Below are 14,615 nucleotides of genomic sequence, written 5' to 3' on the forward strand. Positions count from 1 at the left end.
TTTGACCGCCGATGTTCCACCCGTGCCTGAACATCCGTCATGCCATGTGAGCTACAGGAACCAGCTTGCCACCAGTCCCGCCGATGCCGCAAAAATCGCCAAGGTCGTCACGCCGCCCAGGATGTTCGTGCTTGTGCTGTTGACCTTGTCGCCCATGATCTTGCGATTGTTGGTCATGATGAGGATGAGAAGCAGCAGCGGCGGGGTTGAAAATCCTTGCACGATGCCGGACCAGACGAGAGCTTTCATCTGGTTGAAACCGAAGAAATTGAGGCCCACCGCCACCAGCGTTATGACCCCGATCACGATGTAGAATTTGGGAGCCTGCCGGGGTTTGGCATGCAAGCTATTCTTCCATCCCATCGCCTGAGCGAAATCGAAAGCAGCGCCAGCGGTCATGATCGGCACGGCCAGAAAGCCGACGCCAATTATACCGGCCGCAAAGAGAATGCCGGCAGCGTCGCCGGCAAGCGGCCGCAGCGCTTCGGCCGCCTGTGCCGCTGTCTCGATCTGCGTCTGCCCGGACTTGTAGAGCGTCGACCCTGTCGAAAGGATGATGAAATACATGATCAGATTGGAAAACGTCATGCCGATCAGGATATCGCGGCGGGATCGGCGCAGCTCGCCCTCGGTGGCGCCTTTGCGCTCTTCGAGGCTCGTTCGACCCTTGGCGATCTCCTCCTCCACCTCCTGATTGGACTGCCATGTGTAAAGGTATGCGGAGAGCGTGGTCCCAACGATGGCGACGAGGATGGACAGGTATTCTCGGCTGAACTCGATTTTTGGCAACAGCGTGCCACGCAGAAGGGAAGCGGCATCCGGTTTGGCAAGCACCGCGGAGACCACATAGGCAAGCAGAGCCAGAGCCAGCCACCGGAACACATTTCGGATCAATTTATACGATCCGAACACCTGCAGGGCAAAAATGACGATCGCGACGACAATGACGACAAACGGAGCAGGCAGAGGAACGAACAGCACGATGGCCGCCGACATGGCACCAAGATCGGCGGCTGCCTCGATCGTGTTGCCAATCAGGACGCCCACCAACACGGACCATAGCAGCCAGCGCGGATAGAAGTCCGATATGACCTTGAAAAGCCCGCGACCCGAAACCTGGCCAAGTTTGGATGAAAGATAGACGACGAGATACATCATCGGCAGCGTGACAGGTGCCGTCCACAGCAGGTCGGGCCCGAACCGCGCTCCGGCGCTCGCGTAGGTACCGATGGCCGAGCAGTCGTCATCGGCCGCGCCGGTGATCAGACCAAGCCCGAGAGCCCGAACGACGCCGCCTTTTTTTTGCTCGCTTGCCCTGTGGCCCTCATCAGGTGGGTTGTTCATTGAAGGCGCGTCTTTACCGGGGTCACGCAAAAAATCATGACGAACATTCCAATCGGATGCCGATGAAGCAGCGTTTCAAGCTGCATTGAGATCGTGGTTCGAACCTCTGGTCAGGCTTTTTGTTCCTGGACACAGAGTCCGGCCCGCGACGGCGTTTCATCCGATGCGGGTTCTTTCGGCGGAGCCGACATCCAAGCGAATGCTCCATTCCCCTGAAGAAGAGAATGCCTATGTCGAAGCCTGTCATTCAGGCGACGTGGCACAAAACTATTCCTTGAAAGAAATCCAGCGGCGCCAAAGTCGAGAGTTCGGCCGGCCCTTCATTCGCTTCGTCAGCGGCTCGTACCGCCGCCGATCACCATCCGCACGCCGAGGCCGATGATGAGACAGCCGGCGAGCCGTTGCTGCCAAAGCCTTGCGCGAGGGTGCCGCATGACCATGCGCCGGCCGCGCCCGATGCCAAGGCGTAGGCTCCCAGCACCAGCACACCGGTTATCTTCTGCGTTGCGCCAAGCAGCACCAGCTGCAACGTGACGGAGCCCCTATGCGGGTCGACAAATTGCGGCAGGAACGCAATCATGAACATCAAAGGCCAGGGATTGCTCAGATTGGCGATCATTCCTTCCCGGGCGGCGGCGAGCGGCCGCAGGGCCTTGATGTCACCCGTGGGAATGGTAGCCGAGACTGAAAGCAGCAGCCGGACACCCAGCCACACAATATAGGCCGCCCCGGCCCATCGAAGCAGATTGAATGCCACCGGCGAGGCGTGGACAAGCGAAGACAGGCCGAATGCAATCAGCGGAAGCTGCACCAGTCCGGCGCCCAGCCTCATGCCGAGTACCGTGAACAACGCCACGCCGCGCCCGTGCCCGATGCCGCGGGCCATCACCAGCATGCTGTCGGGGCCTGGCGGCACCTGCATCAGAATGACGGTTCCGACAAAAGCTGTCCACAATGAGAGGTCGATGGGGCATCTCCTTTCGCGCCGCCGATGACATCAAAGCGGCCAGCCGTCATCCGGGTTCCGGCGGCAAATGAAAATGTCCATCGCGAAGGACCTGCCATGAAACCGTCAGATGGAACGCGGTGCAGTCCTGGAAGTTGAAAAGCCGGAGCCGTTCCTGAACCGGTTTTGGAGGCCTGATCCGTGCATGAACCGATAAACGCCTTCCCGCTCCCGCTGGACACGTCTCCGATGGAGGCCAGGCTTGCCGATGAAATCCCCAGGGATGGGAACCGCTGGCAGTACGAGCCCAAATGGGACGGATTTCGCTGCCTTGCTTTCAAGAGCGACGACACAGTTGACCTGCGCGCCAAATCCGGCAAGCCGCTCGGCCGCTATTTTCCAGAAATCACGGAGATTTTGCGTGACCTCAAGCGCGGGCACTTCGTCATCGACGGCGAGATTGTCATCGAGGTTGACGGTGAGCTTTCCTTCGAGGCGCTGCAGATGCGCCTTCACCCCGCACAAAGCAGAATCCGCAAACTGAGTTCGCAGACGCCTGCCAGTCTGATCCTCTTCGACATGCTTGCCAGGCCGGGCGGCGAGGTCATCACGGGCAAACCACTTGTCGAAAGGCGGCGAGCGATCGAGGACTTCGTGACCTCCTCGAACAGTCCGGATCTTCGTCTGTCGAAGTGCACTTATGATGCAGCGACGGCGGCTCGATGGCTAAATGGCGCCGGCCGTGCATCGACCGACGGCATCGTGGCCAAAGTGCTCGATGAGCATTATCTGTGCGGCGAACGTGCGATGGTGAAGGTAAAGCCGAGGCGCACCGCCGATTGCGTTGTCGGAGGTTTCCGCTATCTCGCGGATAGTCGTGAGGTCGGCTCGCTGCTCCTCGGTCTCTACAATGACGACGGCAAGCTCGATCACGTCGGCTTCACGTCGACCATCGCCAGGACCGACAGAGGAGCGCTCACGCGCCGGCTGGAAGGGCTGCGGTCAGAGCCCGGATTCACTGGCAAGGCGCCCGGCGGCCCGAGCCGCTGGAGCACGGAGCGCAGCGGACAATGGGAGCCTTTGGAACCTGAACTGGTGGTGGAGGTCCGCTTCGACCACGTCACCGGCAATCGATTTCGCCACGGCACCAAACTGCTGCGCTGGCGCCCCGACAAGGCGCCACGGCAATGCACGTTCGAGCAGATCGAATAGACCGCTCCTGGAAGATCGCTTCCAGAAACCTGTCACGATTTATTGTGACGAAGGAACCAACTCGGGATTCACCGGTTCGGACACCATCCACCGGAGCTACCCTGACATGCCAAATGCAGCAGAAATTCTCATCGATACACTCGTCGCCTGGGACGTGGAGGTGGTGTTCGGCTTGCCGGGAGACGGCATAAACGGCGTCATGGAAGCGTTGCGGACGCGGCGCGACAAGATTGCCTTCGTTCAGGTTCGGCATGAAGAGTCGGCTGCCTTCATGGCATGTGCCTATGCCAAGTGGACAGGAAAGCTGGGCGTGTGCCTTGCGACGTCCGGTCCCGGTGGAACACATCTTCTGACCGGCCTCTATGACGCCAAGCTCGACCAGGCTCCAGTGCTAGCGATTACAGGCATGCAGTTCCACGATCTGATCGAGACATTCACGCAACAGGACGTCGATCTGACGCGCGTGTTCAACGATGTCTCCGTCTATAATGCCCATGTCGCCGATGCCGCGCATATGGAAAACGTCGCCAGCCTTGCCTGCCGAACCGCGCTGGCGCGCAAGGGCGTCGCCCATCTTTCGATTGCCAGCGACATCCAGGAGCAGGAGCGCGATCCGTCGAAGCGCTCCAAGCGCAATCGCCCGGCGCACACGCCGCAGGATATGTTCGCCGGTCACAGCGTACCGCTGGACGTTGAGATCGACAAAGCCGCCGCCATTCTCAATGACGCTTCGCGGGTTGCGATCCTGGTCGGACGCGGCGCCATCGGGGCGGCCGCCGAACTCGAACGCACGGCGCGCCTGCTGCAGGCGCCTGTCGCTAAGGCCTTGCTGGGCAAGGCGGTGCTGCCGGACGATCATCCCTACACCACCGGCGGGATCGGCATTCTTGGAACCCTGGCTTCGCAAGAGGCGATGGAGAGCTGTGACGCGGTGCTGATTGTCGGTTCGACCTTTCCCTATATCGAATACTACCCGCAGCCCGGGCAGGCCCATGGCGTCCAGATCGACTGCGATGCGCAGCGGATCGGCTTGCGATTTCCGGTCGAGACCGGCCTTGTCGGCGACGCGGCCGAGACATTGCGCGCGCTCAACCAACGTCTGACGCAGAAGCCCTCCGATGAATTCCTGCACCGTTCCCAGGAGACCATGAGAAAATGGCGCGAGATGATGCGGCAGTCGGAAGACATGCAGGCGCAACCATTGAAGCCACAGGCGATTGCCCGGGCGTTCGGACAAAGATTGGCCGACGACACGGTGCTGGCCACGGATTCCGGTCAGAACACGGAGTTGGCCGCTCGCCATGTCGATCTTCGCAGCGGCCAGGCATTTGGGGTGTCCGGATCGCTGGCGTCGATGGCTTGCGGTCTGGCCTACGCCATCGCTGCCGGCATAGCGTTTCCCGGTCGACCGATTGCCGCCATCGTCGGCGATGGCGGCTTTGCCATGCAGCTCGGCGAATTCTCGACAGCGGTGCGCTACAAGATCCCGCTGAAGGTTCTGGTGATCAAGAACAACATGCTCAATCAAATTGCCTGGGAGCAGATGATGTTTCTGGGAAATCCGCAATTCGGTTGCGAATTGCAGCCGATCGATTTTGCCAAGGCGGCGGAAGCAATGGGCGCAAAGGGTTTTCGCATCGAGCGCGCCGATCAGATCGAGACGGTTCTCGACCAAGCTTTCGCCACGGAAGGCCCTGTCGTGATCGAAGCGGTGGTAGATGCCTATGAGCCGCTGATGCCGCCCAAAATGCCGGCGGACTACGCCAAGAACTTCCGCAAGGCCCTGCCGCGGACACCGGGACACGAACGCATAGAAGAAAATATCGCCCGGGAGCCGGCGAAATCGATGATGGACGCCTAAAGGCAGCGCAAGAAGGTGGGAACAACACGTCTCCTTGGCTTCATTCTGGATCTTTCCAGACGAACCGGTGCTCTTCCGGGTGACGGATGCGGATCATGAGCTTCGACGCGCTCTTTTCGACCTCCATTTGCTATGGGAACGGCGCTCCGCAGGCTGGTTGGACTCTGGCGCTACCCATCACATTTCCACTGGCGGCAATCCTTTTGCTGTATGTTGCCGGCGCTGGCCGGCTGTGGCGACGGAGCGGACGCGGACGTCGCTTGCGATCAAGGCAGGCTCTGCTGTTTGCTGCCGGCTGGGCCGTCCTGGCGTTCGCCCTTGTAAGCCCGGTCCATGCGTTGGGCGAACATGTGTTTGCGGCGCACATGATCGAGCACGAATTGCTGATGGCGGTCGCAGCGCCTCTGCTGGTTGCCTCCCGCCCGACGGCCGCGATGATGTGGGCGCTGCCGGTACAGCTGCGTCAGACGTTCGCAGCGGCGGGACATACAAACGTGCTTCGGGTGATCTGGGCATTCCTCAGCCGTCCTGTGGTCGCGACCGTCCTGCACGGAGCCGCGGTATGGATCTGGCATGTCCCAGCACTGTTCGAGGCTGCCCTCCAGCAGGGTTTCCTGCATTATGCCCAGCACGCGAGTTTCCTCGGCACCGGGCTTTTGTTCTGGTGGGTGCTGCTGCCTCGCCCTGGCCGCGAGCACGCTTGCGGCAATGCCGTGATGCATCTTTTCTTCACCTCGCTCCACACCGGGCTGCTCGGGGTGTTGCTCGTCGTCTCGCCCAGGCTGTGGTATCCGGATAATGCCATCGGCTCGGATTTGTGGGGGCTCAGCCCGCTCGAGGACCAGCAACTTGCAGGCTTGATCATGTGGATTCCCGCCGGCCTGATCTATGGCGGAGCCGCCCTGCTGCTGGTCGCTCTCTGGATTCAAGCGAGCAGCCGGGGGCAACAGGCTTCCCAGCAGTTGCGCATCGTCTAGCCCGCACGCTTCGTGTCAGTTTTCAGCCGGGCGGTGTGGCCAAGCATCCTTTTTCAGTCAGCCGCGTTATGGCCTTGGCAACGATGGTGGATCCTTCATGGCGAGGTGCATGAGTCCGTTGGCCAGCTCTCGCAGGCGGACACGACCGCGAATGTGGCTTGCCCCCTCATGTCCAACGCAAATCTTGCCTGGCACTGTTCCGGGAACGGTCGCGCAACGGCGTTTGAGGGCGATCAGCGCAGCGCCGATATTGGCCTTGGCAGGATGCGGCGACAGGCAATCGGCCCTCCATGCACATGGTGCGAATGCCCGGAGAATCCTGGATCTGATCTGGTCCTTCAGCGCCGTCGCGGTGGCCACTTGGCTGCTTGTCATGCTGGTCTTGGCGGCGGCGCTTTTGCATCGCCGCTTGTCCGTGACAACGCGCTCGCCGCTCGAGATCGATTCGCATCGGGAGCGCCGCTTTGCCCGCGCTGTCGGCAGCGCCATTGCGTTGACCGTTCTGGTGCTCGTCATGATGACGATAGCGAGTTTTTTCGCCGGCAAATCCATTGCTTCGCTGAGCGGAACGGAAACGCTTGCCGTGCGGATCACAGGGCACCAATGGTGGTGGGAGGTCCGGTATCCCGCAGATGATCCTTCGCAATCCATCGTCACAGCAAATGAAATCCATGTCCCGGTTGGCGAACCGGTCAAGGTCGAACTCGATTCGCTCGATGTCATTCATAGCTTCTGGGTGCCGAACCTTGCCGGTAAGCGCGATCTCATTCCGGGCCGGCCAAGCCAGCTTACGCTCATCGCCGATAAGCCCGGCATCTATCGTGGCCAGTGTGCCGAATTCTGCGGCTATCAGCACGCCCATATGGCCATCACCGTCATCGCGGAAAGCCGCGAAGCGTTCGAAGCATGGCAATCCAGGCAAAACGCCGTCGCATCCGCGCCTGGCGGCGAAGAAGAGCGCCGCGGCCAACAGGCGTTTCTTTCCACCGGCTGTGCGCTCTGCCACACGATAAGAGGCACGCCTGCCAGCGGAACGGTCGGACCTGATCTTACCCATCTCGCCAGCCGACATGCACTGGCCGCGGATACGCTGGCCATGACCCCTGGCGCGCTCGCCGCCTGGATCGCCGATCCACAGTCGATAAAGCCCGGCGCCAAGATGCCGCGCATTGCTCTTAGCGCCGACGATCTCAACGCGGTCGTTACCTATCTCGGAAGCCTCAAATGAGCGGCATTGCGGGAAAGCCGGCCGAGCACACTCAGGAGGCCCTGAGAGGCATCCGTGACACCGGCCTCGAACAGGTGAGACTGCGCGCCTTTCTGGCGCATGCCTGGCGAACGCCGAAAGGCTTCTACGGTTGGCTGGTCACGGTCGATCACAAGCTGATCGGACGGCGCTATATGGTGACGGCTTTCCTGTTTCTCATCCTTGCGGGTCTGTCAGCGCTCGCCATGCGCTTCCAGCTTGCCCAGCCTGAGGCCGGCCATATCGGTCCCGATCTCTACAACCAGCTGTTCACCATGCACGGCACGACGATGATGTTTCTGTTTGCCGTGCCGGTGATGGAAGCTTTCGCCATTTACCTGGTGCCGCTGATGATCGGCACTCGCAATGTCGCGTTTCCGCGGCTCAATGCATTCAGCTATTGGGTCTATCTTTCCGGCGGGCTGATGATCTGGATCGCCTTCGCCTTCGAAACCGGTGCGGATGCCGGCTGGTTTTCCTACGTACCGCTCGCCGGACCCGAATATGGCATCGGCAAGCGCCCCGATTTCTGGGCGCAGATGGTGACCTACACTGAAGTGTCCGCGCTCGCGGTAGCGGTCGAGATTATCGCCACAGTGTTCAAACAACGTGCTCCCGGCATGTCGCTCGACCGCATCCCGCTCTATGTCTGGTCCGTCCTCGTCACGGCCTTCGTCATCCTGTTCGCCATGCCGGCCGTGATGGTCTCGAGCACAATGCTGATCCTGGACCGCCTGGTCGGCACAAAATTTTTCGATCCCGCTGCAGGCGGCGATGCACTGCTGTGGCAGCATCTGTTCTGGTTCTTCGGCCATCCAGAGGTCTACATCATCTTCATCCCGGCGACCGGCTTCGTCTCAGCGATCCTGCCGACCTTCGTTCGCCGCCCGGTCTTCGGCTATCTCGGGATCGTGCTGTCGTTGATCGCGATCGGTTTTCTTTCCTTCGGCCTGTGGGTGCACCACATGTTCGCTACCGGCCTGCCGCAGCTCGGCGAGAGCTTCTTCACCGCTTCCTCGATGATGATCGCCATTCCGAGCGGCATTCAGATCTTCTGCTGGATTGCGACGATCTGGGGCGGCCGGCCAATCTTCGCCACGCCCATGCTTTTCGTTCTCGGCTTCATCTTCACCTTTGTGATCGGCGGCCTGACCGGGGTCATGGTCGCCTCGGTGCCGCTCGACCTGCAGGTGCACGACACCTATTTCGTGGTTGCCCATTTCCATTATGTGCTGGTCGGGGGCGCCGTCTTCCCCCTGCTCGGCGCCGTTTATTACTGGTTTCCCAAGGTCACCGGACGCATGCTGTCCGAGAGGCTGGGCCGCTGGAATTTCTGGCTCGTCTTCCTCGGGTTCAATCTCACCTTCTTCCCCATGCATATTCTCGGTCTGCAAGGCATGCCGCGCCGCGTTTACACGTATCCGCCGGCGAGCGGCTGGGGCGAGATGAACCTCTTCATCAGCCTCTCTTCGCTGGTGGTGTTCGCCGGCTTTGCGCTTTTCTTCCTGAATATCCTGCTCAGCCTCCGCAACGGCCCTATTGCAGGAGACAATCCCTGGGGCGCGAGCACGCTCGAATGGGCGACGACATCGCCGCCGCCCTCCTACGATTTTTCGCGGCTGCCCGTCGTAACTCACCGCGAACCGCTTTGGGCCGAGCCCGATATGCTCCCCGTGGTCGAAGGTCTGCGTGTCGACGCCCGCGAGGTGCTCGCGGGCACGGTCGCCGATGCGGTGCCGCAAATAAGGGTGCCATCGGCTGACAACTCGATCTGGCCGTTGCTGTCGGCTATTGCGGTCGGCGGCGCATTTCTCGGTTCGATATACACGCCGTGGGCGGTGGTCTGGGGAGCGATCCCGGTTTCGATCGGCTTCATCTGTTGGTTCTGGCCGAAAGGCGAACCGGAGGACGAGGAATGAGGCACCGCCCAGTCGCCGACGTCAGTCACCTGCCCACATACGATTTCGGGTCAGCGAGCCCGATGTGGTGGGGAACCCTTGCCTTCATTGCCCTCGAGGCAACCGGTTTTGCCTTGGCGATAGGCACTTACTTCTATCTGGCCGTGCTGGCCCGGCATTGGCCCATTGGGGCCCCTGCGCCAGATCTGCTGCCGGGGACGGCAGTACTGGTTATTCTGGTTGCGAGCGTCGTGCCCAACCACATGATCGAGGTTTGGGCACGTCGCCAGGACCTGGCGAAAGTTCGCCTTGGCATGGTCGTCATGTCGATCGTCGGCATTCTTCCGCTGATCGTTCGCATCTGGGAATTTCCGGCTCTGCGGATTTCCTGGGATCAGAACGCTTACGGATCGATCGTCTGGTTCCTGCTCGGGCTGCATACGACGCATCTCCTTACCGATGTCGGCGACACGATCGTCCTGGCGGTTCTCATGTTCACGCAAAAAGGCAAGGCAGGCCGCCGCTTCAGCGACGTCTCGGACAATGCTTTCTACTGGGACTTCGTCGTCGTCTCATGGGTCGTGCTCTATCTTGTTATTTATTGGGCTCCGAGAATGTGAGATGCAGGCGATCCGTACCGGCGTTTCCTGGGCAGGCCTGGTCAGCGGACCAGTTGCGTGGGCAATAACGCTGCAGCTCGATTATTCCATTGCATCCTGGCAATGCCACGCCGGCTTTCGTCCCACTGCCTTGTTCTCATTGATAGGCGCCGCTGTCGCCCTGGCAGGCGCGCAGCTGTCGTGGCACGCCGTTCATGACCGCGGACATGGTACGGTTCCGCCGCTGAAGGCGCGCACGCGCGCATTCCTTGCCAGGACTTCCGTGGGCATCGGGGTGCTGTTCACGCTCATCTTGCTGGCGCAACTGGTGGCGGGGCTGATCTTCAGCGGGTGCGAACTGTGACGATGCCAAAGACCTGGAGATTGGCCATCCGCCGCCGGTGCACGCTTCGGCCTGTCATGGGCATTCCATTCCCAGTCGTCATCTCTCGGGCGGTCGCGCTCATCTTGGCATCACTGGCGCTTTGCACTGAGCTGCGGGCAAGCGAAATCCAGAGGGGTGAAAACCTTACCCGAGCAGCCGACTGCATCGGCTGCCACACGTCCAATCCGAGCCGCCCATTCGCTGGTGGCTATCGCGTGCCGACACCCTTCGGCGATGTATACTCGACCAACATCACACCTGATCCCGATACGGGCATCGGACGCTACTCCGCAGACGAGTTCGTGCGAGCCGTGCAGAAAGGTATCAGGCGCGATGGAACCGATCTCTATCCCGCCATGCCCTATGACAGCTTCGCCGCGATAAGCCGCGAGGACGTGCTTGCGATCCGGACCTACCTCCTGACGCAGCCGCCGATCTCCCAGCCGCGGCCGCGAAACATCCTGCCTTTTCCATTCAACCAGCGCTGGACAGTTGCGCTGTGGAAGCTCGCGAACCTGCATACCGGCAGTTTCACGCCCGATCGGAACCGGACCGCCGCATGGAACAGAGGAGCCTATCTGGTCGAGGCGCTCGGCCACTGCGGTGCCTGCCACACGCCAAGGAATGCGACGTTCGGCATGGATGAAGACCACAAGCTTGCCGGCGGCACCGCCGGCATCTGGCAAGCCTTCAACATCACCAGCGACAAGGTCGCGGGCGTCGGCGGCTGGAGCAACGAAGAGCTGTCTCGATTTCTCAAAACCGGCGCCGTGCCCGGGAAGGCCTACGCAGGCGGGCCGATGGCGGAAACGGTCATGAACAGCCTGCAACATCTTTCCGATGACGATATCCAGGCCATTGTCGTCTATCTCAGGGACGTGCCCGCCCAACCGGGAGACGAAAAGCAGCCGCGTTTCTCATGGGGTAACGCAGCCACGGTCGACGGCGATGCTGGAACCAAAGGGATGACGCAAGGCAGCGGGACCGCAACCGGCGATGATCTCTATCGATCGCTCTGTTCGACGTGCCATGGGGCGAACGGAGGCGGATCATCAGACGGATCCTATCCGTCGTTGACCCGCAACAGCACCCCCGGCGCGGCCACGCCCGAGGATGTCGTCATGACCATCCTTGAAGGTGTCAAAGCTGGCGACGTGGCGGGGCGTAAGTCGATGGCGGCCTTTGGCGGCTGGCTGGACGATGGCCAGGTGGCAGCCCTTGCAAATTACGTCACCGCTCGGTTCGGAAATCCCGACGTCAGCGTCACCGCGGCCGATGTACGCCAGATGCGGGCAGGCTCGACAACAAGCCAGACAATCATGGTTCTGGCGGCTCAATCACTTGTGGCGGGTGCCGCCGTGTTGATGCTTGGGCTGCTGCTTCTGCTGGCAAGGCGCCTGCGCCGTGGCATGAGTTCAGCGCGCCTCATGTTCTTGCGTAGAGATAGGCGGTAATGTCGCGCGCCTCTTGAGGCGACAGATTTGTATTAGGCATGGCCGTCTTCGGGTCGACGTCCCGCGGCCTGCTGATCCAGCGCATCATCGCATCCGGGGTGGCTCGCGACGCCCCGATATATCCTCTTTCGACAACGCCCTGCAGGGACGGACCGACGGTGCCATGGGCGCCGGGTACCCCGGGGATTTCGTGACATCCGCCACAGCCGTTGCGGATCATGGCCGGCACGGCCCGTTCAGGGTCGCCGCCGATGGCCTGCACAATGGTGGTTTGTCGCAGACTGTTGCTGCGAACCGATCCGCTGGCAAAGGCGGCAAAACCGATGACGACAGCCGCCGATGCTCCTGCCAACCACAAGAATTGGGGCGACGCTTGCTTGGCGGCCTGCCGGTTCATCTGCGCTAGAGCTCTCAGCGCTCAATGCGCTGCCGGATTCTGCCGAAGCACTGGTCCGGCAGCGGATTGAGGGGCCGGCTCATTTATTACAGTTCTGCACATTCGATGTTGTCGTGCCGGTTGCGGTGTTGTTGTCGATATCGTTGCCTGCCGAATCTTTGCAGCGGTCAGTCATCCCGCTTGATTTCGTTGTCGAATTTGTCGAATTCGTAGTGCTCGGATCGGAAGGGTTCACGGACGTTCCAGAGCCGGTGCCGCTGTTGCCACTGGTATTTCCAGACGTAGCGCCGGTGTCGTTGTTCGAGCCGGTGCCAGTGTTGGAGCCGGAACCATTCGACTGCGCCATTGCCGACGCGGCCAATGTGAGCGCGAGCACAGCAGCGGAGAGAAGTTTGACGATCATGGTGGATCTCCTGGTTGGGTGTACCGCCACCAAACCAATCGTTTCCTGATATGTTCCCGGCGAAATCGCGTTCAGCAAAATTCTTGTGAAACGGATTTTTGTGCCGGTACTGCAGACCGGCAGAAGTGGTTGGCTGCGCTCCAGCGGTCGATAGGTGCGCCGCTTTGGCGGCCGCGGAAGCAGCGTTAGCCGCATGCCCCCGCCTGAAACTTATACAGTTGCTCACTGGTGGCCGCTGCCCGTGTCCCCGACCAACACCCGATCATCCTCCCCGGATCGGAGATAGCTCCAATCATCGCCATGGAAGTCATATCAACGGTCCGAACACGAATGTAGCCAGTAGAACAAGAAAAATCACAACGATAACTGCGATCGCCCACATGACAATTCTTCTTGTCCCCCGTTGCTCTTGCTTGCGAGAGATATTTTCTGCCACAGTACGAAATCCTTGCTACAAAATTCAGCTGACGGCGAGGCTCAGCGCCTGCATGGTCCTGCCGGACTGGGTGGCGTCCTGGAGCTGGCGACAGCCGGGGCTCACATGCCTACCAACCCTGCCGTCCGTACCAATCGTCGACATCGCGCCGCACACGGTCTTTTTCGATGCCGTAACGCTCCTGGATCTTGCCTTCGAGTTGATCGCGCTTACCTGCGATGCGATCAAGGTCGTCATCGGTGAGTTTACCCCACTGCTCCTTGACCTTGCCTTTCACCTGTTTCCAGTTTCCTTCCACGCGGTTCCAGTCCATGACACCGTTCTCCCTGTTTTGGAAAGGTCCGGAATAGGAAACGCAATCCAGTCAAGGATGTTCCTGGAAATAGCCAGCGCGCTGCCCGATGCCAAATCGGTTGACGGAAAGTCATCGCACCTTGCGGTCCGCAACGTACGTCCGAGCCACACTTGCAGCCGAGCCATCGTCGTTCGCTCAAACCCGCCTATTTGCACGCCGTTATACGCCCAAGGCTCTAAACGGTTCCGACGATGCTTTACATTCGTGCCCGACCACGTTTGAGTGCTGGCAGGTTGTTAAGGTAAGGCAATCGAGCAGGCGAAAAATCAGCGCTAAGTCCAGCGGGGGCGATAACACACGATTGCCGCCATTCCCCTACTCCCACTCGATGTCCAAATAGCGTATAAGCCATTGAAATCACTGCAAAATATTTTTCAGCGCCATGCGAACTTCGACATAGAGACTGTCAAAAAGTTACGCTTTTGATTTTAAAGAGGAAATCGCCGCAGACGGTGCACCCAAGCCGTCTCCAAAAAGTACCGTCGCCGCTCCAACCAGGAAACCCACTACGGCTACGCCAAACGCGCCGGCGAAATATCCCTCTCGGATAGTCCATTCGCGAGCAGGTCGGCAGGCAGACATCCCGAAACAATCAGGTCGGCCGCGGCGCGGCCCAAGGCGGGGGCCATCATGATTCCATAACCGCCCTGGCCTGCAAGCCAGAAGAAGTCGGGCGCCACAGCATCGTAGCCCAGCACTGGTGCCTGGTCGGTTACGAAGGAGCGCAAGCCCGCCCAGCTCTTGGCAATATGGCTGACGGTTGCCAGCGTCTCGCGCTGCAGCCAATCGACGAGCACTGCTACGTCCCATTCGTCAGGCTGGACATCCTGCGGTTCAATAGGCGTCTGGTCGCCCGGTGATGCCATGATCCTGCCGGCGTCCGGCTTGATGTAGGCATCGGCGGCGACGTAGTCGACGGCAGGCATTCTGGCGATGTCCAGCCCTGGAGGTCCGTCGACGATGATTGCGGTGCGCCGCTTCGCCACCAGCCCGATCGGGCCAGCGCCGACCATGTCGCCGACCTCTCCGGCCCAGGCACCTGCCGCGTTGACGACAATTCGCCCTTTCACCGAGAAATCTCCCGCGGAAGCTTTCCAGAGAC

At 60.6% G+C, this 14,615-nt stretch carries 14 protein-coding genes; 8 read left to right on the plus strand and 6 right to left on the minus strand.

Annotated features, from left to right (window positions below; genetic code table 11):
- Nucleotides 1-51: 51 nt before the first annotated feature.
- Complete coding sequence (locus EN943_RS14795) at nucleotides 52-1,344, minus strand: Nramp family divalent metal transporter (RefSeq protein ID WP_127413128.1); 1,293 nt, start codon at nucleotides 1,342-1,344, stop codon at nucleotides 52-54.
- 355 nt (nucleotides 1,345-1,699) lie between these two features.
- Nucleotides 1,700-2,239 carry a LysE family translocator gene (locus EN943_RS14800; RefSeq protein ID WP_245475854.1) on the minus strand — a complete coding sequence of 180 codons (540 nt, stop codon included), beginning with the start codon at nucleotides 2,237-2,239 and terminating at the stop codon, nucleotides 1,700-1,702.
- A 252-nt stretch (nucleotides 2,240-2,491) separates the two neighbouring features.
- On the opposite strand from EN943_RS14800, the gene EN943_RS14805 reads away from it, so the two are divergent.
- From EN943_RS14805 to EN943_RS14840, 8 genes are all read left to right on the plus strand, one after another.
- Nucleotides 2,492-3,502, plus strand: a complete 1,011-nt coding sequence (locus EN943_RS14805) for an ATP-dependent DNA ligase (protein WP_127413130.1) — start codon at nucleotides 2,492-2,494, stop codon at nucleotides 3,500-3,502.
- Nucleotides 3,503-3,608: 106 nt separating this feature from the next.
- Complete coding sequence (locus tag EN943_RS14810) at nucleotides 3,609-5,363, plus strand: thiamine pyrophosphate-dependent enzyme (protein ID WP_127413131.1); 1,755 nt, start codon at nucleotides 3,609-3,611, stop codon at nucleotides 5,361-5,363.
- A 95-nt stretch (nucleotides 5,364-5,458) separates the two neighbouring features.
- On the plus strand, nucleotides 5,459-6,340 hold the full coding sequence (locus EN943_RS14815; protein ID WP_127413133.1) for a cytochrome c oxidase assembly protein: 882 nt from the start codon (nucleotides 5,459-5,461) through the stop codon (nucleotides 6,338-6,340).
- A 256-nt stretch (nucleotides 6,341-6,596) separates the two neighbouring features.
- On the plus strand, nucleotides 6,597-7,568 hold the full coding sequence (gene coxB / locus EN943_RS14820) for a cytochrome c oxidase subunit II (RefSeq protein ID WP_348630104.1): 972 nt from the start codon (nucleotides 6,597-6,599) through the stop codon (nucleotides 7,566-7,568).
- Nucleotides 7,565-9,505, plus strand: a complete 1,941-nt coding sequence (gene ctaD / locus EN943_RS14825) for a cytochrome c oxidase subunit I (protein ID WP_127413135.1) — start codon at nucleotides 7,565-7,567, stop codon at nucleotides 9,503-9,505. Before coxB ends, ctaD begins: the two co-directional genes overlap by 4 nt.
- Nucleotides 9,502-10,104: a cytochrome c oxidase subunit 3 gene (locus tag EN943_RS14830; protein ID WP_013533222.1), complete on the plus strand. Its 603-nt coding sequence runs from the start codon at nucleotides 9,502-9,504 to the stop codon at nucleotides 10,102-10,104. The genes ctaD and EN943_RS14830 overlap by 4 nt, the downstream gene beginning before the upstream one ends.
- A gap of 1 nt (nucleotide 10,105) precedes the next feature.
- Complete coding sequence (locus EN943_RS14835) at nucleotides 10,106-10,447, plus strand: hypothetical protein (protein WP_127413136.1); 342 nt, start codon at nucleotides 10,106-10,108, stop codon at nucleotides 10,445-10,447.
- 236 nt (nucleotides 10,448-10,683) lie between these two features.
- Nucleotides 10,684-11,922, plus strand: a complete 1,239-nt coding sequence (locus tag EN943_RS14840; protein WP_164778201.1) for a cytochrome c — start codon at nucleotides 10,684-10,686, stop codon at nucleotides 11,920-11,922.
- Here the strand turns inward: EN943_RS14840 and EN943_RS14845 are convergent.
- The 4 genes from EN943_RS14845 to EN943_RS14860 form a co-directional block, all read right to left on the minus strand.
- Nucleotides 11,894-12,319, minus strand: a complete 426-nt coding sequence (locus EN943_RS14845) for a c-type cytochrome (RefSeq protein WP_127413138.1) — start codon at nucleotides 12,317-12,319, stop codon at nucleotides 11,894-11,896. The genes EN943_RS14840 and EN943_RS14845 overlap by 29 nt on opposite strands.
- Nucleotides 12,320-12,398: 79 nt before the next feature.
- Nucleotides 12,399-12,722, minus strand: a complete 324-nt coding sequence (locus EN943_RS14850; RefSeq protein ID WP_127413140.1) for a hypothetical protein — start codon at nucleotides 12,720-12,722, stop codon at nucleotides 12,399-12,401.
- A gap of 545 nt (nucleotides 12,723-13,267) precedes the next feature.
- A complete protein-coding gene (locus EN943_RS14855) occupies nucleotides 13,268-13,471 on the minus strand; it encodes a CsbD family protein (RefSeq protein WP_013533227.1) in 204 nt (67 codons plus the stop codon).
- Between the two features lie 554 nt (nucleotides 13,472-14,025).
- Nucleotides 14,026-14,615: FAD-binding oxidoreductase (locus EN943_RS14860; RefSeq protein ID WP_206522758.1), on the minus strand; the 590-nt coding region annotated here is incomplete at its 5' end.

This window comes from Mesorhizobium sp. M7A.F.Ca.US.006.01.1.1, assembly GCF_003997935.1.
In the GTDB taxonomy this organism is placed as follows: domain Bacteria; phylum Pseudomonadota; class Alphaproteobacteria; order Rhizobiales; family Rhizobiaceae; genus Mesorhizobium.

Bases quoted from the DNA above. Each gene is read 5' to 3' on its own strand.
- EN943_RS14845 (WP_127413138.1), bottom strand. From the start codon at position 12,319: ATGAACCGGCAGGCCGCCAAGCAAGCGTCGCCCCAATTCTTGTGGTTG.
- EN943_RS14830 (WP_013533222.1), top strand. From the start codon at position 9,502: ATGAGGCACCGCCCAGTCGCCGACGTCAGTCACCTGCCCACATACGAT.
- EN943_RS14855 (WP_013533227.1), bottom strand. From the start codon at position 13,471: ATGGACTGGAACCGCGTGGAAGGAAACTGGAAACAGGTGAAAGGCAAG.
- EN943_RS14800 (WP_245475854.1), bottom strand. From the start codon at position 2,239: ATGCTGGTGATGGCCCGCGGCATCGGGCACGGGCGCGGCGTGGCGTTG.
- EN943_RS14835 (WP_127413136.1), top strand. From the start codon at position 10,106: ATGCAGGCGATCCGTACCGGCGTTTCCTGGGCAGGCCTGGTCAGCGGA.
- EN943_RS14850 (WP_127413140.1), bottom strand. From the start codon at position 12,722: ATGATCGTCAAACTTCTCTCCGCTGCTGTGCTCGCGCTCACATTGGCC.
- EN943_RS14815 (WP_127413133.1), top strand. From the start codon at position 5,459: ATGAGCTTCGACGCGCTCTTTTCGACCTCCATTTGCTATGGGAACGGC.
- EN943_RS14795 (WP_127413128.1), bottom strand. From the start codon at position 1,344: ATGAACAACCCACCTGATGAGGGCCACAGGGCAAGCGAGCAAAAAAAA.
- EN943_RS14810 (WP_127413131.1), top strand. From the start codon at position 3,609: ATGCCAAATGCAGCAGAAATTCTCATCGATACACTCGTCGCCTGGGAC.
- ctaD (WP_127413135.1), top strand. From the start codon at position 7,565: ATGAGCGGCATTGCGGGAAAGCCGGCCGAGCACACTCAGGAGGCCCTG.